The sequence below is a fragment of the Luteimonas sp. AC640a genome (assembly GCF_979256585.1).
In genome coordinates this window covers 16,882-37,244 of record NZ_CEEDOV010000013.1, presented here as the reverse complement: position 1 = coordinate 37,244, position 20,363 = coordinate 16,882, and the positions used below count along the sequence as shown (strand labels likewise).

Annotated in this window: 13 protein-coding genes; 4 read left to right on the top strand and 9 right to left on the bottom strand. The window is 66.8% G+C overall.

The genetic code is table 11. The annotated features are described in order from the left end of the window. Positions 1 to 8 precede the first annotated feature (8 nt). Together proB and ACZ9YD_RS13045 are read right to left on the bottom strand one after the other, a co-directional pair. Positions 9 to 1,151: a glutamate 5-kinase gene (gene proB / locus ACZ9YD_RS13050; protein WP_465075683.1), complete on the bottom strand. Its 1,143-nt coding sequence runs from the start codon at positions 1,149 to 1,151 to the stop codon at positions 9 to 11. Positions 1,152 to 1,654: 503 nt separating this feature from the next. Continuing rightward, positions 1,655 to 1,912, bottom strand: coding sequence for a hypothetical protein (locus tag ACZ9YD_RS13045; RefSeq protein WP_465075682.1), 258 nt, complete (start codon positions 1,910 to 1,912; stop codon positions 1,655 to 1,657). 61 nt (positions 1,913 to 1,973) lie between these two features. On the opposite strand from ACZ9YD_RS13045, the gene ACZ9YD_RS13040 reads away from it, so the two are divergent. After that, entirely contained in the window at positions 1,974 to 2,750 is a 777-nt protein-coding gene (locus ACZ9YD_RS13040) for an SDR family oxidoreductase (protein WP_465075681.1), read from the top strand. Beyond that, the gene (locus ACZ9YD_RS13035) at positions 2,740 to 3,216 is read left to right on the top strand and encodes a methyltransferase family protein (protein ID WP_465075680.1); all 477 of its coding nucleotides are present in this window, start codon (positions 2,740 to 2,742) and stop codon (positions 3,214 to 3,216) included. Before ACZ9YD_RS13040 ends, ACZ9YD_RS13035 begins: the two co-directional genes overlap by 11 nt. Here the strand turns inward: ACZ9YD_RS13035 and ACZ9YD_RS13030 are convergent. Both ACZ9YD_RS13030 and ACZ9YD_RS13025 read right to left on the bottom strand, forming a co-directional pair. After that, complete coding sequence (locus ACZ9YD_RS13030; RefSeq protein WP_465075679.1) at positions 3,186 to 3,854, bottom strand: DUF4124 domain-containing protein; 669 nt, start codon at positions 3,852 to 3,854, stop codon at positions 3,186 to 3,188. The genes ACZ9YD_RS13035 and ACZ9YD_RS13030 overlap by 31 nt on opposite strands. After that, positions 3,851 to 4,462 (bottom strand): DUF4124 domain-containing protein, encoded by a 612-nt coding sequence (locus tag ACZ9YD_RS13025; RefSeq protein WP_465075678.1) that lies wholly within the window; start codon positions 4,460 to 4,462, stop codon positions 3,851 to 3,853. Before ACZ9YD_RS13025 ends, ACZ9YD_RS13030 begins: the two co-directional genes overlap by 4 nt. Before the next feature lie 708 nt (positions 4,463 to 5,170). On the opposite strand from ACZ9YD_RS13025, the gene ACZ9YD_RS13020 reads away from it, so the two are divergent. Both ACZ9YD_RS13020 and ACZ9YD_RS13015 read left to right on the top strand, forming a co-directional pair. Beyond that, entirely contained in the window at positions 5,171 to 8,218 is a 3,048-nt protein-coding gene (locus ACZ9YD_RS13020; protein ID WP_465075677.1) for a TonB-dependent receptor, read from the top strand. Positions 8,219 to 8,301: 83 nt separating this feature from the next. Beyond that, the gene (locus ACZ9YD_RS13015; RefSeq protein ID WP_465075676.1) at positions 8,302 to 9,816 is read left to right on the top strand and encodes a tryptophan halogenase family protein; all 1,515 of its coding nucleotides are present in this window, start codon (positions 8,302 to 8,304) and stop codon (positions 9,814 to 9,816) included. A gap of 20 nt (positions 9,817 to 9,836) precedes the next feature. Here the strand turns inward: ACZ9YD_RS13015 and ACZ9YD_RS13010 are convergent, their stop codons facing one another. The 5 genes from ACZ9YD_RS13010 to ACZ9YD_RS12990 form a co-directional block, all read right to left on the bottom strand. Beyond that, entirely contained in the window at positions 9,837 to 11,321 is a 1,485-nt protein-coding gene (locus ACZ9YD_RS13010) for an FAD-dependent oxidoreductase (protein ID WP_465075675.1), read from the bottom strand. A gap of 145 nt (positions 11,322 to 11,466) precedes the next feature. After that, positions 11,467 to 15,942 (bottom strand): glutamate synthase large subunit, encoded by a 4,476-nt coding sequence (gene gltB / locus ACZ9YD_RS13005; RefSeq protein WP_465075674.1) that lies wholly within the window; start codon positions 15,940 to 15,942, stop codon positions 11,467 to 11,469. A gap of 192 nt (positions 15,943 to 16,134) precedes the next feature. After that, on the bottom strand, positions 16,135 to 16,701 hold the full coding sequence (tsaC, locus tag ACZ9YD_RS13000; protein WP_465075673.1) for an L-threonylcarbamoyladenylate synthase type 1 TsaC: 567 nt from the start codon (positions 16,699 to 16,701) through the stop codon (positions 16,135 to 16,137). Between the two features lie 10 nt (positions 16,702 to 16,711). After that, a complete protein-coding gene (locus ACZ9YD_RS12995; protein WP_465075672.1) occupies positions 16,712 to 19,288 on the bottom strand; it encodes a DNA topoisomerase I in 2,577 nt (858 codons plus the stop codon). A gap of 144 nt (positions 19,289 to 19,432) precedes the next feature. Then, positions 19,433 to 20,359, bottom strand: coding sequence for an RDD family protein (locus tag ACZ9YD_RS12990; RefSeq protein WP_465075671.1), 927 nt, complete (start codon positions 20,357 to 20,359; stop codon positions 19,433 to 19,435). Between the last annotated feature and the right edge of the window lie 4 nt (positions 20,360 to 20,363).

Sequence of the window (20,363 nt, the reverse complement as noted above, 5' to 3'; positions counted from 1 at the left end):
CTGTAGGTTCATTGCAGCACCGATGCGGCCGGGCTCAACAGCACCAGGTCTTCGCGGCGGATGACAGACCGGCCATTGTGGAAGCCCAGCACATCTTCGATCTCACGGCTGTGCCGTCCGGCGATGCGCTGCAGGTCGGCCGAGTGATATTGGACCAGTCCGCGGGCCAGGCGACGGCCCTTGACGCAGACCACGTCGACCATCGCCGACGTATTGAAATCGCCTTCCACGCCGACCACGCCGCCGGGCAGCAGCGACGCGCCGCGCTTGGTCATTGCTTCGAACGCGCCGGCGTCGACGCGCAGCACGCCGCCGCTGGGGGGCGTGTGCCGCAGCCACAGCTTGCGCGCCACCAGGCGTTCGCCGTGGGCCGGAATGAAGGTGCCGCGCAGGCGGTCATTGCCCAGTGCGGAGAGCGCGGCGGGATCGCGGCCGCAGAACAGCGCGGTGTGCACGCCGGCCGCCGCGGCCTTGGTCGCCGCTTCCAGCTTGGTGTACATGCCGCCGGTGCCCAGGGTGCCAGCGCCGCCTTGCGTCATGCGCATGATCTCGGGCGTGATCGTCTCGATGCGCGACAGCGGACGCGCGTCGGGATCGTCGGTCGGGTGGCCGGTGTACAGCCCGCCGGTATCGGTCGCGATCAGCAGAATGTCGGCATCCACCAGCGTCGCGACGGCGGCGGCCAGGTTGTCGTTGTCGCCCAGCTTGAGCTCATCGACGGCGACGGTGTCGTTCTCGTTGACGATCGGCAGCGCGCCGATGCGCAGCAGTTCCAGCAACGCCTTCTGCGCGTTGAGATAGCGGCGGCGATTGCGCAGATCGTCGTGGCTCAGCAGCACCTGCGCGACCGGCTGTTCGACCATGCCCTGCCACAACGCCAGCATCGGCGCCTGACCGAGCGCAGCCAGTGCCTGACGCTGGACCAGGCCGGTACGTGTGCCGGCCATCAGGCCGCGGCCTGCAGCGACGGCGCCGGAGGACACCAGCAGGACTTCGCGGCCCTGCGCATGGAACTGGGCGATGAGGCCGGAGAGTGCTGCGGCGTTGCGCTTGGCGAGTCGGCCCTTGCCATCGGTCAACAGGCTGCTGCCGACCTTGATGACGGCGCGGCGCCAGTTCGGGAGAGGTTGTTCGGGAAAAGGATGCGACATCGTGTGCAGGAGTCCTCGTCTTTGGGGGGAGTGGACGCGTACCGGGTGCCGATGCGAATACGCAAAGCACCGTGCCGACGACGGGTCGGCATCAGGGCGCACACCAGGCAGAAGACGCTGGCGGTGCCGGTCATCGGCGGGGCAGCGCAAGAGTGGACCAGACATCGGAAACGCAGAAATCGCGCCGGAAAACCGGTCCAACAGGGACACATGATAACACCCGCGATCACGCAGCCTTTGACATGGGTATCAGTGCGCGCCGTCTTGACGCGATGCTCTGCGTTGGATAAACCGTCGAAAAACAGCTTGATTTCATGCGTTTCGCGAAAGATCGCGTCCTCGTTCGCTTGCGGCACACCGCGCGAAAGCGAGTGAATGACATCGTGGCGTCGGACAGCGCGTCCGCGCGTCTGACAGGACACGTGGTCGCTCCGTGCATGCGATGCATCCGGACATCGACTCGGCTGCACGCTGCGGCGCAGACCACGTCCGCGCGCGAGGTTTCAGCCGCCGGCATCCTCGATGGCGGCGCGCTGCCGGGCAGCGCCGTCGTCGAGTGTCTGCTGTGTCGCACGCGCGTCTTCGAGCGGCTTCTGCATCGCATCGCGCAACTGCGTGGCCTGCGGCTCAGGCGGCTTGTCGGTGGGCGCGTCCGGCGGCGGCGTGCACGCCGCGCATCCCAGCAACAGCAGTGCGATCACGCCGACGCGGGCGCGACGACCGCTGGGGGCGACGAACGGATCTACGCGTGAGCTGGACATGCGGCACTCCGATGGGTGGACTCGGCGCTATCCTAATGCCGACGCAGATTGGGGAATGTCGATGGATCCGCACCGCTGGCGCCTGGATGGACAACTGGCCCTCGTCACCGGCGGCAGCGCCGGCATCGGCCGCGCGGTCGCACGCGAACTGACCGGATTCGGCGCGACCGTGCTGATCGTCGGTCGCAACGGCGACGCCCTGGAGTCGACGCGCGACGAACTGCTCGAGGAATTTCCGCAAGCCGATGTGCGCGCGATGATCGCCGACGTCGTCGATGAAGAGCAGCGCCGCGAGATTCTCGACTGGGTCGAGGACCAGGGCGACGGACTCGACGTCCTGGTCAACAACGCCGGCGGCAATCTCAGCCGCGCGGCGAACGACTACGCCGAAGACGAATGGCGCGAGATCTTCGAGGTCAACGTGTTCAGCGCGTTCGAACTCGCGCGCTATGCGCATCCGCTGCTCGCGAGCCGTGGCAGCTCGGCAATCGTCAACGTTGGCAGTGTGTCGGGTATCACCCATGTGCGCAGTGGCGCGCCCTACGGCATGGCCAAGGCGGCGCTGCACCAGATGACCCGCAACCTCGCGGTCGAATGGGCCGAGGACGGCATCCGCGTCAACGCGGTGGCGCCGTGGTACATCCGCACGCGGCGTACTTCGGGTCCATTGTCGGACCCCGACTTTCTCGACGATGTGCTGCTGCGCACACCGATGGGGCGCATCGGCGAACCGGAAGAGGTCGCCGCGGCGGTCGCGTTCCTGTGCCTGCCGGCATCGGCCTACATCACGGGCGAATGCATCGCGGTCGACGGCGGCTTTCTGCGCCATGGCTTCTGAGCGCGCGCCCTGGCTGGTGCGGTCCACGTCGCCGCTGCATTTCTGCGTGACCTTCGCCGTGGCCGCGCTGCTGCAGAACGTGTTCGGCCTGCCGCTGCCCACGGGCCCCGCGCTCGACACCGTGCACCTCGTCGGCACCGTGCTCGCGAACACCGGACTCGCACTGGCGCTGTGGTGCATCGCGCTGTTCGCGTTGCGCCGCACGACGATCATGCCGGCGCACATGCCGTCGCGGCTGATCGTGCGTGGCCCGTATCGCTGGACGCGCAATCCGTTCTATCTGAGCCTGCTGCTGAGCTACGCCGGACTCGCCGCGATCCTCGACGTACCGTGGGCGCTCGCGCTGATGCCGATCCCGCTCGCGATCCTGCGCAAGGCGATCATCCCGTTCGAGGAAGCGTGTCTGGGGAGCCGATTCGGCGCCGACTACGCGGACTATCGCGCGTCGGTCCCGCGCTGGTTCTGAGCCGATGCCGCCTCGCCGGCGGGGCCGCAACTACTGTCGCGCCACGTCGTGAACAGCTGTTCGTACTCCAGTCGCAACGGATCCTGCGCGCGGCCCTGCGCGTAGCGCCAGCGGAACTCCGCTTCGCGCACACGCGTTTCCCAGGTGCTGCACAGCGCGTCAGCGGATACCGCCTCGCACACATCCGCGACCTGCTCACAGGCCTGGCCTGCTTCCATGCCGGGCAATCCGCCGATGCCGACGGTCTGCATCGGGCGGCAGCGCAGCGGCGGCGTGTCGTCTTCGCGCCAGTAGGTGCTGTTGTCGAAGACGCGGCAGGCGAACAGTGCGGGCGGCGGTTCGGGTGCGTCGTCGTCTTCGCGCGCCGCTACCGGTTCGGCCGCGGGCAGACGGGAGATCAGCGGGACCTGGGGGGGCGCCACCGGCGCTGCCGGCGGCGACACGAATGCAGGCATCGGCGCGGCCATCTCCACGACGCGACGTTCCTGCGTGTGACCCGCGGGGCAGGCCGTGCCGTTCTGGAACGTCACCGCCCCGGCCGCGTCGGTACAGCGGTAGATCACCGTGGTCACCGCCTGACCGCCACCACTCACCAGCGCGCATGCGAGCGCGATACCCAGAACAGCACGACGTCTCACCGATCACAATCCTGCGCCAGCCGCGTGTTGATGGTCTGCTCTTCGCTGGTCAGCTGGCTACGCTCGGTCGGCTGCGCATTGAAGAAGCGCTGGCGGATCTCTTCGCGGCGATTGGCCAGCAGACTGCAGACTTCGCCCTGCGGCATCTGCCGGCATTCGTCCCGGATCCAGGTGCCCGCGCCGTAGTAACCGCCGCGCGCGCGCGGCCGCGTATCGATGCCGGAATCCACCTCGATGCTGCCGCGTCCGTCGCCTGCCTCGACGCGTGTCGACGGTCCACGTCGCGTGGGCCCGTAGCCGAGTGTCCACAGCGGCACCCAGCGTGGGTTGCCTTCCGACGAATCGCTGGTGTAGCTGCTGCCATCGGGACGCACGCAGCGGTACATCGGCTGCGGTGGTCGCAGCACGATCACCTGCGGCACCGGTGCATCGACGACGGCTGCGGTGGGTGCGCTCGGGCGCGGCGGCAGGGGTGTGCCATCGACGGGGCGCAGCATGTTGCGGACTTCCTGCGTCGCGCCGTCGGCGCAGGGGGAATCGCGCAGGGCCACACGGCCGTTCGCATCGGTGCAGCGGTAAACGGTCACCTGCGGCGGCGTGTCTGCCATGGCCGGGAGTGTCGACGCGCAGGCGAGGGTCGCCAACAGCGTCGTCGCGAAGAAAGTGCGGGAGCGGATGTGTGGGCGCATGTCCACATCATGGGACGTGCGGCGCGCCGCGCAAACCCGTGTCTCTTGACGTATCGGCTTTCGATTCAACACCCAGCACACAACGGCCGACGAAACCATCAGATTTGTACTTGCTGCAATGCGGGATGTAACCGTTTCCAATGGGTGCTAGCGTCCGCCCAATCGGATAGGGCGGGCGTTCGTATGGGGATGGGACGGTCGGATGGGGAGACGCGTGTGGTCACAGGCCGTCGGGCAGCTTCGCCCCGATTCAACCTGGGGATCGCCCTCGTAGACGGCAGCCACCGCACGGGATTACGATGCGCGCCGACCTGCACCACTGCGCCCCTCTTCAGCCGAGGCCGCGCGGATGACGCGGTCGCCGGCGCCAGACGCGGCCACGTGCTCCAGCACGTCCCGCGACACGGCGCGATCGGTGGAGACCGATCCGGCCAGGACGTGGATGCAACCCGACATCCGCGCGCCGTCCCGTCGACTTACAGGCTCATTCCGCTTCCGGATCACCGGTTCCTACCGGTGCGCGGTCGCGCGTGGGCGTACCGCAAACGCTGTGCCGCTGTGCCGCTGTCCCGATGTCAGAACAATTCTAAAAAAACCTCGTAACGCCAGTCCCTCGGAGGGGATGCCATGAAAGCCAAGCGCACCTCGCGTGCCCCAAAGCCCAGCCTGCTCGCCTGCGCGCTGCTGGGTTGTCTCGTCGTCGCGACGCCCGCGTTCGCCCAGTCCAGCAGCGCGACGCTGCGCGGTCAGGTGTCCTCGCAGGCCGGTGCGGAAGCCGGTACCACGGTCACTGCGACCAACATCGCCACCGGGGCGACCCGGAGCGTGCAGACGAATGCCAGCGGCAGCTACACGCTGGGTGGCCTGCCGCCGGGCACCTACCGCGTCGACGCGGGTGGTGTCTCGCAGACGGTGACGCTGACGGTCGCCTCCACGTCGACCTTGAATCTTTCGGGCACGACCAGCGAGACCCCGACCCAGGGTGACGTGACCGACATCGGCACGGTGAACGTCACCGCGCCGGTGCTGCGTGAGGTCAAGACCTCGGAAGTGGGCAACACCATTTCGCAGCGTCAGATCCAGCAGCTGCCGCAGGCCACGCGCAACTTCCTTGAGTTCGCGGACGTCGTGCCGGGCATGGTCTTCGAGATCGACGGCAACGGAAACACCAAGCTGCGTGGCGGTGCGTCGAATGCGAGCGCCGGCAACCTGTACATCGACGGCGTGGGCCAGAAGAGCTACGTGCGCAGCGGCGGCATCGCCGGCCAGGCGGACACGCAGGGCAACCCGTTCCCGCAGCTCGCGGTTGGCGAGTACAAGGTCATCACGTCGAACTACAAGGCCGAGTACGGCCAGATCAGCGGCGCGGCGATCACCGCCGCGACCAAGTCGGGCACCAACGAGTTCGAAGGCGAAGTCTTCTACCGTTTCACCGACCAGGACCTGCGCGAAGAACGTCCCGATGAGGCGACGAGCGGCAAGATCGATTCGCAGACCAAGGAGTACGGCTTCGCGCTCGGCGGTCCGATCCTGCAGGACCGGTTGCACTTCTTCGTCGCCTACGAGGGCAAGGAGAACATCGTACCCAAGAGCATCCAGGCAGATCCCGGCGCGCTCCCGTTTGTCGGCCTGCTTCCGGCCAATCTCGCCAGCCAGTACGGCGCGGCCAACATGCCGTTCGAGCAGGATCTGGTGTTCGGCAAGTTGACGTTCGAAGCGGGCGACAACGACCGCATCGAACTCAGCACGCTCTATCGCGACGAAACCCAGACCGCGAATGTCGGCGGCATCTTCAATCTCGAACAGGCCACCGAGAAGCTCAATACCGACAAGCGCACCAATCTGCGCTGGCAGCACTACGCCGACACCTGGATCAACGAGCTCGTCGTCGGTACCGAGGATTCTTCGAACAATCCGAATGCGACGAGCCTGGGCAACGGCATCCTCTACAAGGTCCTGCCGCCGCGTCCCAATTCGACCGATGTCGATGAGTTTGCGTTTCTCGCCACCGGTCCGGCCGGTGGTCTGAGCGTGCAGAACAAGAGCCAGAAGGGCTGGTTCCTGCAGAACGCGCTGACCTTCAACAGCTTCGAGTGGCGGGGCGATCACACCATCAAGATGGGCTTCAACTACAAGGACGTGGAACTGACCTCGCAGGACGCGGCGTCAGTCAATCCGCAGTTCTCGTATGAGGTCGATGCCGCGGGCGTCGCGGCGACGCCGTACCGTGTCGACTTTGTCGCGCCCTACGACACTCCGGGCCAGTCGGCGACCGTGGTTTCCCAGTCGAAGCAGTACGGCATCTTCATCCAGGACGACTGGGCCGTGACCGACAAGCTGCTGATCAACCTCGGCATCCGCTACGACTACGAGGAGACACCGGCCTATACCGATTTCGTCACGTCGCAGGGCATCGTCGACGCGCTCTATGGCGACGATCCGGATCTGCCGGGCCAGCAGCCGTGGGCGAACCGTCTGCTGCCCAGCGGCATCGATATCGCGGATTACATCAGCACCGGCAACAACCGCGAGAACTTCAAGGATGCGTGGGCGCCGCGGTTCGGCTTCTCCTACGATTTCCTGGGTGACGAGACGGCCGTGCTGCACGGCGGCGCCGCGCGCTCCTATGACCGCAACCTGTTCGAACAGCTCGCACTGGAAACCAGTAAGGCGGCATTGTCGCCGGTGGCGGTGTATTTCGAGGATCCGGCGACGGGCCAGTGCTATCGCGCAGATCGCACGTGCGTCCCGTTCCAGCAGAGCTATCTCGACGGCATCGACCAGCTGAATGCGATTCCGGGCGTCAATGGCAGCGCCGAGCTCTTCATGTTCGACAACGAGATCAAGACGCCCTACAGCGACCAGTTCAGCATCGGCATCAGCAACCAGGTCGGCGACTGGCTGACCGATGTGACGTTCCAGCGCGTGCTGAGCTATGACGGTTTCGCGATGTCGCTGATCAACCGCTATCCGGACGGCTCCTACTTCCAGAACGGCAGCGTGCCGTGGGGTGAGCCGGTGCCCGGTTACCAGAACACGATCATCGGTTCGAACGGTCTGGAACAGCGCAGCAGTCAGATCCTGCTGTCGGCGGAGCGTCCGTACACCGAGGAATCGGGTTGGGGCCTCAACCTGGCCTACACGCACACTAGTGCGCGTCAGAACCGCAACATCGATGAGGCGTTCGCGTTCGACAAGGCGACGATCGGTGACTATCCGTTCGTGAAGTCGAATGCTGCATCGGCGCACCGCTTCGTCGCGTCCGGTTCGATCGACGGTCCGTGGGACATCACCCTCGGTGCCAAGATCGTGCTGGCGACACCGGAGCCGATCAACACGATCGCGTGCTTCGGGTTCACCGATCCCGATGGCGCCACCTGCCAGCAGGTCGGTGTCACGCCGCCGGGCACGGGCAAGTTCCTGTTCGGTGGTGACATCTGGGGCTACCGCACGGTCGACTTCCAGGCCAGCAAGGACTTCGTGCTGGCCGGCGACGTCAAGCTGTCGACGCGCGTGAACCTGCTCAACGCGTTCGACTTCAAGAACTTCTCGTCGTACGCCTACAACGGCTTCGGCAGCAATGGCCAGTTCGACCCCGATCTGACGGTCAACGGCACGGGCGACATTCTGTACGTGCCGCGTACTGTGACGTTCGAAGTCGGCCTGAAGTTCTGACGCAGTCCATCGCGTCCGCGTGACCACGACGGGACCTGCGGGTCCCGTCGTGCTGTGTGTCGCCATCGCAACAGGAGACCGGAATGGAACGTCTGAAACGCATCGTCATCGTCGGCGGCGGCACCGCGGGCTGGATGACCGCAGCCGCGCTCGCGCGCGTGCTCGGGCCCGGTTACGACATCGCCCTGGTCGAGTCGGAGGAGATCGGCACTGTCGGTGTTGGCGAGGCCACCGTGCCGCACCTCAAGGCGTTCAACCAGCTGCTGCGCATCGACGAGGCCGATTTCGTGCGCAGCACGCAGGGCAGCTTCAAGCTCGGTATCGAATTCGTCGACTGGCTCGATATCGGCGAACGCTACATCCATGGTTTCGGCACCGAGATCGGACATCCGCTCGGTCTGTTGCCGTTCCACCAGTATTGGCTGAAAGCGCGGCACGCCGGACGCGCGGGCCCGCTCGGCGATTACACGCTCAACACCCTGGCTGCGCAGCGCGGCCGCTTCATGACGTCGGCAACCGACGTGCCAGCGGGTTCACCGCTCGGCAACATTGCCTACGCCTACCACTTCGATGCCGGGCTTTATGCGCGGTATCTGCGCGGCTATGCCGAGCAGCGCGGCGTACGCCGCCACGAGGGAATGATCGATCACGTCGCGCAGCATTCCGAAAGCGGTTTCGTAACCTCGGTGCGGCTGCAGGACGGCAGCGTGCTCGAAGGCGATCTGTTCGTGGACTGTTCCGGCTTCCGCGGGCTGCTGATCGAGCAGACACTCAAGACCGGGTATTATGATTTCACCCATTGGCTGCCCTGCGATCGCGCGCTGGCCGTGCCGACCGCAAACGTGGGACCGCCCGCACCGTTCACGCGTTCGACCGCTCGCCCGGCCGGATGGCAGTGGCGCATTCCGCTGCAGCACCGCACCGGCAACGGTTACGTCTATTCGAGCGCGCACGTCAGCGACGACGAGGCCGCGGCCACCCTGCTGGCGAATCTGGAAGGCGAAGCGCTGGGCGATCCGCGCCCGCTGCGTTTCGTCACTGGCCGCCGCAAGCAGTGCTGGAATCGCAACGTCGTCGCGATCGGACTGTCGAGCGGATTCCTGGAGCCGCTGGAATCGACCAGCATCCATCTGATCCAGTCAGGCATCTCGAAGTTGCTCGAACTGCTGCCACGCGACGGCTTCAATCCGGTGCTGGCCGAGCGCTACAACGCGCAACTCGCGTTCGAGTTCGACCGCATCCGTGATTTCATCATCCTGCACTACAAGGCGACGCGTCGCGACGACACGCCGTTCTGGCGCCAGTGCCGGACGATGGACGTGCCCGCGACGCTGCAGGGCGTCATCGATCTGTTCCGCGACAGCGGCCGGTTCTTCCGCAACGGCAGCGAGATGTTCGCCGAGATCAGCTGGGTGCAGGTGATGATCGGGCAGGGCATCGTGCCGAAGGGCTGGCATCCGCTGGTCGACAATATGCCGGACGAAGAGGTTCACCGCTTCATCGACAGCATCGGTCGCACGTTGACGGCCTGCGTGGATGCGATGCCGCCGCACCAGGTCTTCATCGATCGGCATTGCAAGGCGACGCCGCCGGCTTGAAGGCCGGCGACGCGCTCTGGTCAGGCGGCGTCGAGCGCCGCGCTGGCTGGACGCGTGGCCTTGCGCAGCATGCGCGCGATGCTGGCCGCGGCGTCGCGGCCTTCCTGCACGGCGGTGACGACAAGGTCCGCGCCGCGCACTGCATCGCCGCCCGCGAACAGCTTCGGGTGCGCGGTCTGATACGGCAGGCGACGTTCGCCGCCCACGCCGATGCGCCCGTTCCCTCTGGACTCGACGCCATGCGTGGTGAGCCACTCGGGGACCACCGGCGAGAAGCCGAACGCGATGATCACGACGTCGGCATCCAGCAGCGATTCCGTACCGTCGAGCGGCACCGCTGCGCGGCGGCCGTTGGCGTCGGGCTCACCGAGCTTCGTTTCGACCACGCGCACGCCGGCCACGTCGCCGCTCGCGTTCGCTTCCACGCCCAGCGGCTGGCGGTTGAACAAAAATCGCACGCCTTCTTCGCGCGCGTTGCCGACTTCGCGCGCCGAGCCGGGCATGTTGGCTTCGTCGCGCCGATACGCGCAGGTCACGCTGGCCGCACCCAGACGCACCGCGGAGCGCACGCAGTCCATGCCGGTGTCGCCGCCGCCGAGCACGACGACGCGCTGGCCCTCGAGATTGGGTAGCGTCAACGAGGTTTCCCAGCCGGCGACCGGACGGCCCCAGGTGTCACCACCGGTGACGATGCGGCCGTTGTGCACGAGAAAGGGCAGAGCCGGCAGCACGCCGGGCAGATCCTGCCCAGGCAGGCCACCGTCGGTGTAGCGATAGGCGCCGGTGCCGACGAACACCGCATCGAATTCTTCGAGCAGGGTGTCGATCGCGATGTCCTTGCCGATCTCGACACCGAGGCGGAACTCCACGCCCATGCCTTCGAGCACCGTGCGGCGCGTCGCGATTACCGATTTTTCGAGCTTGAAACTCGGGATGCCGAACTGCAGCAGACCGCCGATTTGTTCGTAGCGGTCATAGACGACCGCGGCGATGCCGGCGCGCGCCAGACGGTCCGCGCACGACAGGCCCGCAGGCCCGGCGCCGATCACCGCCACGCGCTGTCCGGTGGCGACGACCTTCGACAGATCCGGCCGCCAGCCCTGTGCGAACGCGGTGTCGACGATGTACTTCTCGACCGCGCCGATGGTCACCGCGCCGAAACCGTCGTCGAGCGTGCACGCGCCTTCGCACAGACGATCCTGCGGACACACGCGGCCGCACATCTCGGGCAGCGGATTGGTCTCGTGGCACAGCGCCGCGGCTTCGAGCACGCGGCCTTCCTGCACCAGCTTCAGCCAGTTCGGAATGTAGTTGTGCACCGGGCACTTGGATTCGCAGTACGGATTGCCGCAGTCGAGACAGCGGTCGGCCTGATGCGCGGCCTCGCGGTCCTCGAAGCTGCCGTAGAGCTCGTTCCAGTCGCCATCGGTGCGCAGGGTGAGCGGCACCTTGTCGGGCATCTCGCGCGGTTCGTTCAAGAACCGGAAGACGTCTCGCTTAGTCATGAAGTGAACTCCTTCGTGCGCAGCGGGCCGAGCGAGTTAGAGCCCCCTTGGTAAGGGGGCGCCCCGAAGGGGCGGGGATCGGAAGCAGAGCGAGGCCCGCGATATGCGAAGCAGATCGTGGGGATGGATGTGCGCAGCACAGACATCACGCAGCTCTCCTCAGATCTTCGGCGAGTGCTTCGAGACTCGCGGCCTTCGGCTTGACCAGCCAGAACTTGCCGACGAAATCGCGGAACTCGTCGAGGATGCGACCGCTCCAGGCGCTTCCGGTCAGGCGCGCGTGGGTCTCGATCAGATCGCGCAGGTGCGACCGGTAGTTGTCGAAGGCTTCGGGCGTGACGCGCAGGATGTCGATCAGTTCGTGGTTGTAGCGGTCGACAAAATCGCGATCGAGATCGAGCACGTAGGCGATGCCGCCGGTGAAGCCGGCGCCGAAGTTCAGGCCGATCCGGCCGAGCACCGCGACTGCGCCGCCGGTCATGTATTCGCAGCAGTGATCGCCGGCGCCTTCGATGACTGCGACCGCGCCCGAGTTGCGCACGCCGAAGCGTTCGCCCGCGCGACCCGCGGCATAGACTTCGCCACCGGTCGCGCCGTACAGGCAGGTGTTGCCGAGGATCGGCGTATTGCGCGATTCGAACACGCTGCCCGCGGGCGGGCGCAGCACGATGCGCCCGCCGGCCATGCCCTTGCCGACGTAGTCGTTGGCGTCGCCTTCGAGATCGATGTGCAGGCCACCGGCGTTGAACGCGCCGAGGCTCTGGCCTGCGGTGCCGCGCAGGTTCAGCGTCACCGGGCGATCGCTCATCGCGGTATTGCCGTGATGGCGCGCGATCAGGCCCGACAGGCGCGTGCCGATGCTGCGGTCGGTGTTGCGGATCTCGAAGTCGAACGTGCCGCCGTCACCGCGTTCGATCGCCTTCGAAACCCGCGCATCGAGCGCCGCGGCCAGGCCATCGGGCGGCGACTGCAGTGCCGGGCTGCCGCAGTACGACAGCGGCTTGTCGGGATCGCGGCGCAGCAGCATCGACAGGTCGATGTCGACCGCGTCGCGGGTGTGGCGCAGGTGCTGCTCCAGAAGATCGGTGCGGCCAACGATCTCGTCGAGCGAGCGCACGCCGAGCGCGGCCAGATGTTCGCGCACGTCCTCGGCGACGTTGCGGAAGAACGTTTCCACGCGCTCGGGCAGGCCCTTGTAGTGGTTCGCGCGCAGGCGCTCGTCCTGCGTGGCCACGCCGGTCGCGCAGTTGTTGAGATGGCAGATGCGCAGATACTTGCAGCCCAGCGCGATCATCGGCGCAGTGCCGAAGCCGAAGGTGTCGGCGCCGAGCATCGCGGCCTTGATGACATCGAGACCGGTCTTCAGGCCGCCGTCGGTCTGCAACAGCACATGGCCGCGCATGTCGTTGAACTGCAGCGCCTGACGCGCTTCCGACAAACCGAGTTCCCACGGTGCGCCGGCGTAGCGGATCGATCCCAGCGGGCTCGCGCCGGTGCCGCCGTCATGGCCGGAAATCGTGATCAGATCCGCGCCGGCCTTGACCACGCCGGCGGCGATCGTGCCGACGCCCGCATGGCTGACCAGTTTCACCGAGATCAGCGCATCGGGATTGACCTGGCGCAGGTCGAAGATCAGCTGCGCGAGATCCTCGATCGAATAGATGTCGTGATGCGGTGGCGGCGAGATCAGGCCGATGCCTGGCTTGGCGTAGCGCAGGCGCGCGATCAGCGGATTGACCTTGCTGCCGGGCAGCTGGCCGCCTTCGCCAGGCTTGGCGCCCTGCGCCACCTTGATCTGCAGCACCTCGGCATTGATCAGATATTCCGGCGTGACGCCGAAACGCCCCGACGCGATCTGCTTGATCTTGCTGCGGCGCTCAGACCCGTAACGCTCGGGATCCTCGCCACCTTCGCCGGAATTGCTGCGACCGCCGAGTCGGTTCATCGCGATTGCCAGCGCTTCATGCGCCTCGGGCGATAGCGCACCGAGACTCATCGCGGCCGAGTCGAAGCGGCGCACGATCGACGCGACCGGTTCCACATCGTCGATCGGGATTGCCGACACTGCCGCCTTCGGGCGCAACAGATCACGTAGCGCGGCAGGCGGGCGCGTGTCGACGAAATCCGAGTAACGCTTCCAGTCCTCACGGTCGCCGGTCAACACCGCGCGCTGCAGGGAGGTCACCACGTCAGGATTGAACTGGTGGTACTCACCGCCGTGCACGTAATGCAGCAGGCCGCCGGGCTCGGGCAGGGCGGCATCGTCCCAGCCCTGGTCGGCGAGATGGCGCGCGTCGGCTTCGAGGCGCGCGAAGCCGGCGCCGCCGATCCGCGATGGCGTCGCTTCGAAACACAGGTCGACGACGTCCGGCGCCAGACCGACGATCTCGAACAACTGCGCGCCGCGATAGCTGGCGATGCTGCCGATGCCCATCTTGGACATGATCTTCAGCAGGCCCTTGCGGATGCCACGGCGGTAGCTGCGGCCGAGCTGCAGATGTTCGTTGCCGACCTTGGTCGCGAGTACGCCGCGGCGGCCGAGCGCGTGCAGGGTCTGGAACGCGAGATACGGATAGACCGCCGTCGCGCCGAAGCCGATCAGGCAGGCAAAGTGATGCGGGTCGCGCGCAGTGCCGGTTTCGATGACCAGATTGACGTCGCAGCGCAGGCCCGCGCGCACCAGATGCAGATGGATCGCACCGGTGGCCAGCAGTGCGTGCACGGGCACGGTGCCGCGCTTCGGGTAGCGGTCGCTGAGCAGCAGGATCTCGACGCCCGCGCGCGTTGCGGCTTCGGCCTCGGCGCACAGACGATGCAGCGCGCCTTCGAGCGTTTCGGTGTCGGCGTCGAAGTACAGATCCAGCAACAGATTCGATTCGGCGAACCGCGGCAGCGCCAGCAGCTGGCGCAGCTTGCGCTGCGACAGCACCGGCGAATTGAGCAGCACGTGATGCACGTTCTCGGCGCGGTCGAGGAAGATGTTGCCCTCGCGGCCGATCTGCGTGGACAGCGTCATGACCGCGCCTTCGCGCAGCGGATCGATCGGCGGATTGGTGACCTGCGCGAATGCCTGGCGGAAACAGTCGTAGAGTGGCCGCACGCGCTGGCTGATCGCCGCCATCGGCACGTCGTCGCCCATCGAACCGATGCCTTCCTGCTCGGTCTCGGCCAGCGGCCGCAGCACCGATTCTTGTTCCTCGCGGGTGAGCTGGAACAGCTTCTGGAACGCGAGCAGGGTGTCAGGCGCGAATGGTTCGGCAGCGAGCGCGGGATCGATCAGTTCGGTGTGCAGATAGCTCATGCCGCGCTTGAGCCACTGCTTGTACGGCGCCCGTGCGCGGTTGACCTCGTCGATGGCCTCGTTGTCGAGCAGCGTGCCGGTGGTCAGATCGATCGCAATCATCTCGCCCGGGCCCAGCTTGCCCTTGGCCTTGACGCGTTCCGGCGCGACGTCCCAGACGCCGGCCTCCGACGCGATGACAAAGATGCCGTCCTGCGACAACGTCCAGCGCGCGGGGCGCAGGCCGTTGCGGTCGAGCGTGCACGCGGCATGGCGGCCGTCGCACATCACCACGCCCGCCGGGCCGTCCCACGGCTCGGAGTTGATCGCGTAGTACTCGTAGAACGCGGCGAGATCGGCGTCCTTGTATTCCAGAGACTGCGTGGCCGGCGGCATCAGGATGCGCATCGCCTGCAGCAGGTCCATGCCGCCGAGCAGCATCCACTCGAGCATGTTGTCGAGCGTCTGCGAATCGGAGCCGTGCATGGTCACGGTTTCTTCGAACTCGCCGATGTCGAGCTGCGGCGACGCCCACACGCCACGGCGCGCCTGCGCCCAGCGCCGGTTGCCTTCGATGCTGTTGATCTCGCCGTTGTGCGCCAGGCGCCGGAACGGATGCGCCAGCGGCCAGCGCGGCAGCGTGTTGGTCGAGAAGCGCTGATGGAACACGACGGTCTTGGCGGCGAGATCGGCGCGGGCGAGATCCGGGAACAGCTGGGTCAGATGGCTCGGCAGCACCATGCCCTTGTAGCCGAGCAGGCCGGGCGTCAGGCCGACGACGTAGAAGTTCTCATGCGCGCGCAATGCCTGTTCGGCGCGGCGGCGGGCGAGATACAGCACGCGTTCGAACGCCTGCGCGTCGTCACCGTCGGCAGTCACGAACACCTGTTCGATGCGCGGCTTCGAATTGCGGGCGAGTGCCCCCAGCGCTGCGTCGTCGAGCGGCACTTCGCGCCAGCCGGCGACGCGTACATCGACATCGCGCAGCAGCTGCGTGAGCGTCTCGCGGCACTGCGCAGCGGCCTCGGCCTCGGCCTCGTGCGGCAGGAACACCATGCCGGCGGCGCGGCGCGCGCCGGAGAATTCGAATCCGGCTTCGGCGGCGAGCGTGTCGATGAACGCATCGGCGGCATACAGCAGCACACCGCAGCCATCGCCCGAGAGGCCGTCGGCGGCGATGCCGCCACGATGGGCCATGCGGGAGAGCGCCTGCAGCGCACCGTCCACGATCTCGCGCGAGGCGTCGCCGCCAATCGTCGAAATCAGGCCGAAACCGCAGGCATCGCGTTCGTCAGCGGGGTCGTAAAGGCCCCGATCCGGGAGTTCCCGCATCGTCGTCATCGCAGTCCGTGGAGAGGTGCATGGCCGGCGCGGGAATCGGAGCGCCAAGGTCCTTGCATCGCGACAACGCGTCCACACCGGGTCACGACTAGATCATAGTTTGTGCAGTGCGGCAACCTGATTTCCCGCGGGATTTCAGTTGCGTATGCAACCGCAGCGCAACGTTCACGAACGCGCCTCTGCGACGCGGATTCAGGTGCGGAACACGTCGCCGGTTAGGGCATCTCGGATCGTCGACGGACCTGTGCGTCCGCCGGTCCGGCCGTCCAGCAGACCATCGATGCGCGCGAGCAGTCGCACGTCGAGTGCATCGCGATCCGCGACCGCGGGTTCGCCAGTGAGGTTCGCGCTGGTGGAGACGAGTGCGCCACCGAACGCTGCGCACAGTGCGACGACATCGGCATGTGCACTGAGCCTCACTGCGACGCTCGCGTGCGAACCGGTGATCCAGGTGGGGACGTCCGCGCGGGCGGGCACGACCCAGGTGTTCGGGCCGGGCCAGCTGTCCGTCACGCGCGTGCGCGCGTCGTCAGACAGGCCTGTCCAGTCGACGATCGCATCGAGCTGCGCGCGTGCGCCGGCGATCAGGATCACGCCCTTGTCGACCGGGCGCTGCTTGATGTCGAGCAGCCGCGCCACCGCGTTGCGATCGAAGGGATCGCAGCCCAGGCCCCACACGCCTTCGGTGGGGTAGGCGACCACGCCGCCGCGCGCGAGCAACGCGGCGGCGGCGGGGATGTCGAGCACGGGCGCAGTCATGCGCGGCGTGTCAGAACGGCGCGTCGTCCGTGACCGGCTTGTCGCTGCCGGCCTTGATCACGCGCTTCTTGCCCGGCGCGACCTTGGACGCGGTCAGCAGCGACTTCGCCGGCTCGACCGCAGCTGCGATCGACTTGGTGGTCTTCTTCGTCGCTTTTTTTGCGGTCTTCTTGGTGGCCTTCTTCGCAGGTGCCTTCTTGGTCGCGGCCTTCTTCGCGGCCGGTTCCTTCTTCGCCGCGACTTTCTTTGCGGCGACCTTCTTGGCCGGCGCCTTCTTGCCGAAGCCCTTGCGCACCGGCTTGCCGGTCTCTTCGAGCAGCTTGGTCACGTCCTCGAACGTCAGCGACGCCGGCTCGCGATCCTTGGGGATCTTGCCGTTGAGCTTGCCGTCGCTGATGTAGGGGCCGAAGCGACCGTTGAGCACCTGGATGTCGCTGTCCGGGAACTCCTTGATGATCCGGTTGCGCGCGATCTCTTCCTTCTCTTCGATCAGGAACACCGCACGTGCCAGATCGACCTTGTACGGATCGTCTTCCTTCTTCAGCGACGCATAGACGCTGCCGCGCTTGGCGAACGCGCCGAAACGGCCGATGCCCACGCTGACCTGTTCGTCCTTGTCCTCACCTAGGATGCGCGGCAGCAGGAACAGCTCCAGCGCGTCCTCGAGCGAGATCGTGTGCATGGACTGGCCCGGGCGCAGCGATGCGAACTTGGGCTTGTCCTCGGCGTCCTCGGCGGTGCTGCCGATCGCCGCGTACGGCCCGAAACGGCCCAGACGCACGCTGACCGGCTTGCCGGTCTTGGGATCGGTACCGAGTTCGCGCGCACCGGTGGCCTCGTTGCGATCCACGGACTCGGACTTGTCATCCACGAGTTCCTTGAACGGGCCCCAGAACTTCTCCATCAGCGGGATCCAGTCTTCCTCGCCGCGGCTCACCGCATCGAGGTCGTCTTCGAGCTTGGCGGTGAAGTCGTAATCCACGTAGCGGGTGAAGTGGCTCGACAGGAACTTCGACACCGCGCGACCCACGTCGCTGGGGCGGAAGCTGCGACCTTCCATCTCCACGTACTTGCGGAACTGCAGCGTCTGGATGATCGAGGCGTACGTCGACGGACGGCCGATGCCGTATTCCTCAAGCGTCTTCACCAGCGCGGCTTCGGTAAAGCGCGGCGGCGGCTGGGTGAAGTGCTGCTCGGCGATGATGCGGTCGAGCGGCACGCGGTCGCCCGTCTTCATGGCCGGCAGCTTGCGGCCCTCGTCCTCGTCTTCCTTGCCCTTGGTGTCCTTGCCTTCCTCGTACACGGCGAGGAAGCCCGCGACGACGACGGTGGTGCCGCTGGCGCGGAAGCTGTGTTCGCTGCCCGCGGCCAGATCCACCGACACGGTGTTGAGCGTGGCCGGAATCATCTGCGAGGCAACGGTGCGCTTCCAGATCAGCTCGTACAGGCGTCGCTCGTCGTCGGTCAGGAAGCGCGCGACCTGCGACGGCGTGTGGAGCGCGGACGTCGGGCGCACGGCCTCATGCGCTTCCTGCGCGTTCTTGGACTTGGTCTGGTAGGTGTTGGGCTGGTCGGGCAGTGAGCTGGTACCGAAGTCGCGTGCGATGACGTCGCGGATTTCACTCACGGCGTCCTGCGACAGGCTGACCGAGTCGGTACGCATGTAGGTGATCAGACCGACCGTGCCTTCATCGCCGAGCGCGATGCCCTCGTAGAGTTTCTGCGCGACCTGCATGGTCTTGCGCGTGGTGAAGCCGAGCTTGCGCGCGCCTTCCTGCTGCAGCGTCGAGGTGGTGAACGGCGCAGCCGGACGGCGCTTGCGTTCCTTTGCACCGACATCGGTGACGTGCAGCGCGCCCTGGGCCGCGGCCTGGATGCGTGCCCGCGCCGACTCGGCGGTGTCGCCATCGGTGACGGTGAACTGTTCGAACTTCTGCCCGTCGAGCTTGGTCAGGCGCGCGGTGAACGGCTGCACCTGATGCGCGCACGCGGCGTCGATCGACCAGTACTCGCGTGCGATGAAGGCTTCGATCTCTTCTTCGCGCTCGACGATCATGCGCAGCGCCGGCGACTGCACGCGGCCGGCCGACAGCCCGCGCTGCACCTTGCGCCACAGCACCGGCGAGAGATTGAAGCCGACAAGGTAATCGAGCGCGCGGCGCGCCTGCTGGGCATCGACCAGATCGCCCGCGATCGCACGCGGCTTGAGCATCGCTTCCTTGATCGCGCGCGGCGTGATCTCGGTGAACACCACGCGCTGCAGGGTCTTGTTCTCGAGCAGGCCGCGCTCTTTCAGGATTTCCGCGATGTGCCAGCTGATCGCCTCACCCTCGCGGTCCGGGTCGGTCGCGAGATAGATGTCGTCGGCGGCTTTTGCGGCCTTGGCGATCGCCTCGACGTGCTTCTCGTTCTTCTCGATCAGGTCGTAGCGCATCGCGAAGTTCTGCGACGGGTCGACGGCGCCCTCTTTCGGAATCAGGTCGCGCACATGGCCGTAGGAGGCGAGGACGTGGAAATCCTTGCCGAGATATTTGTTGATCGTCTTCGCCTTGGCGGGCGATTCGACGATGAGAAGGTGCTTGGCCATGGCGGCGGGATCCGGGGCACGCCGGGGGGCGGCCCAACAAAAAAGGTGAAGATGACGACGCCCGGGGACGAGCCCCGGGCGTCGGTTGCTTTTATAGTGGAATCACGCGCGGGGGGGTGTGTCAAGCGCCGCCGTGGCTGCCGGTCAGGAAAAGGCCGCGATTCCGACCAGCGCGAGGAGCGCCAGCAGGCCGAGTCCGGTCAGGATGCCCACAAGCACGAGGACCACCACGGTGACCGTGCCCAGCTCGCGGCGCTGCAGTTCCGGCCGGTCGGTGAAGGCCCAGCGGTCCACCACCAGGGTGTCGCAGACCATGTCGTGCAGGGCCTGCTTGCGCTGGGTGAAGCCGGCCATCAGGAAGCCGATCATCAGGATCACGCTGCTGAGGATGGTCGCGAAATAACGGCCGATGCCGCGCAGGAACGAGATCCGCGCGCCGTCCAGCCGCACGACCTTGATGCCGACCGCCATCTTGCCGGGCGTCGCCATCGCGTAGGCGGCATGGAACCAGGCGAAGTACAGCGCCGAGAGCACCAGCGAGACCGCGTTGATGACCGCCTGCTCCAGCCAGAATCCGCGGCCGAAACCGCCGACGCCGAGCAGTTCGTAGATCAGCCCGCCGACGACCGCGCTGGCGATGCCGACGATGACGGCGTCGATGGCATACGCCGCGACCCGCTTGAGGAAGCCGGCCAGCACGACATCGCCGCCCTGGGTGACGGCATCGGCTCGGGCGACGTTGGCGGTCGGCGGTGCGTAGGGCGAGCCTGCATATCCCGAGTCACCTGCGCCGGTGGCGGTGAGCGGGCGCCAGCTCGCATCCACCTCGTCGCTGGCGGCCGCTGTCGCGACCGGTGCCACCGGCTCCAGTGCCCACGCCTCGATGCCGGCGGCAGGCGCGACGCCGAGTTCGGCTGCCAGTTCGCGGAACGGCTGCCAGCCGGCCAGGCCATCGCGCCAGATCAGCGTGGCGTCGCCGACGATGCCGTCCTGGCGGAGTTGCAGCAGCGCGGATTGGGTCACGGGGCCGTGGCGCGTGTTGCGCCCGTCGGCGTAATACCAGTCGGTCATCGGT

Excerpts from the sequence above, each read along its gene's own strand:
- proB (WP_465075683.1), bottom strand. The coding sequence starts at position 1,151 with ATGTCGCATCCTTTTCCCGAACAACCTCTCCCGAACTGGCGCCGCGCC.
- ACZ9YD_RS13010 (WP_465075675.1), bottom strand. The coding sequence starts at position 11,321 with ATGACTAAGCGAGACGTCTTCCGGTTCTTGAACGAACCGCGCGAGATG.
- ACZ9YD_RS12995 (WP_465075672.1), bottom strand. The coding sequence starts at position 19,288 with ATGGCCAAGCACCTTCTCATCGTCGAATCGCCCGCCAAGGCGAAGACG.
- ACZ9YD_RS13040 (WP_465075681.1), top strand. The coding sequence starts at position 1,974 with ATGGATCCGCACCGCTGGCGCCTGGATGGACAACTGGCCCTCGTCACC.
- ACZ9YD_RS12990 (WP_465075671.1), bottom strand. The coding sequence starts at position 20,359 with ATGACCGACTGGTATTACGCCGACGGGCGCAACACGCGCCACGGCCCC.
- ACZ9YD_RS13035 (WP_465075680.1), top strand. The coding sequence starts at position 2,740 with ATGGCTTCTGAGCGCGCGCCCTGGCTGGTGCGGTCCACGTCGCCGCTG.
- ACZ9YD_RS13020 (WP_465075677.1), top strand. The coding sequence starts at position 5,171 with ATGAAAGCCAAGCGCACCTCGCGTGCCCCAAAGCCCAGCCTGCTCGCC.
- tsaC (WP_465075673.1), bottom strand. The coding sequence starts at position 16,701 with ATGACTGCGCCCGTGCTCGACATCCCCGCCGCCGCCGCGTTGCTCGCG.
- ACZ9YD_RS13015 (WP_465075676.1), top strand. The coding sequence starts at position 8,302 with ATGGAACGTCTGAAACGCATCGTCATCGTCGGCGGCGGCACCGCGGGC.
- gltB (WP_465075674.1), bottom strand. The coding sequence starts at position 15,942 with ATGACGACGATGCGGGAACTCCCGGATCGGGGCCTTTACGACCCCGCT.
- ACZ9YD_RS13025 (WP_465075678.1), bottom strand. The coding sequence starts at position 4,462 with ATGGCAGACACGCCGCCGCAGGTGACCGTTTACCGCTGCACCGATGCG.
- ACZ9YD_RS13045 (WP_465075682.1), bottom strand. The coding sequence starts at position 1,912 with ATGTCCAGCTCACGCGTAGATCCGTTCGTCGCCCCCAGCGGTCGTCGC.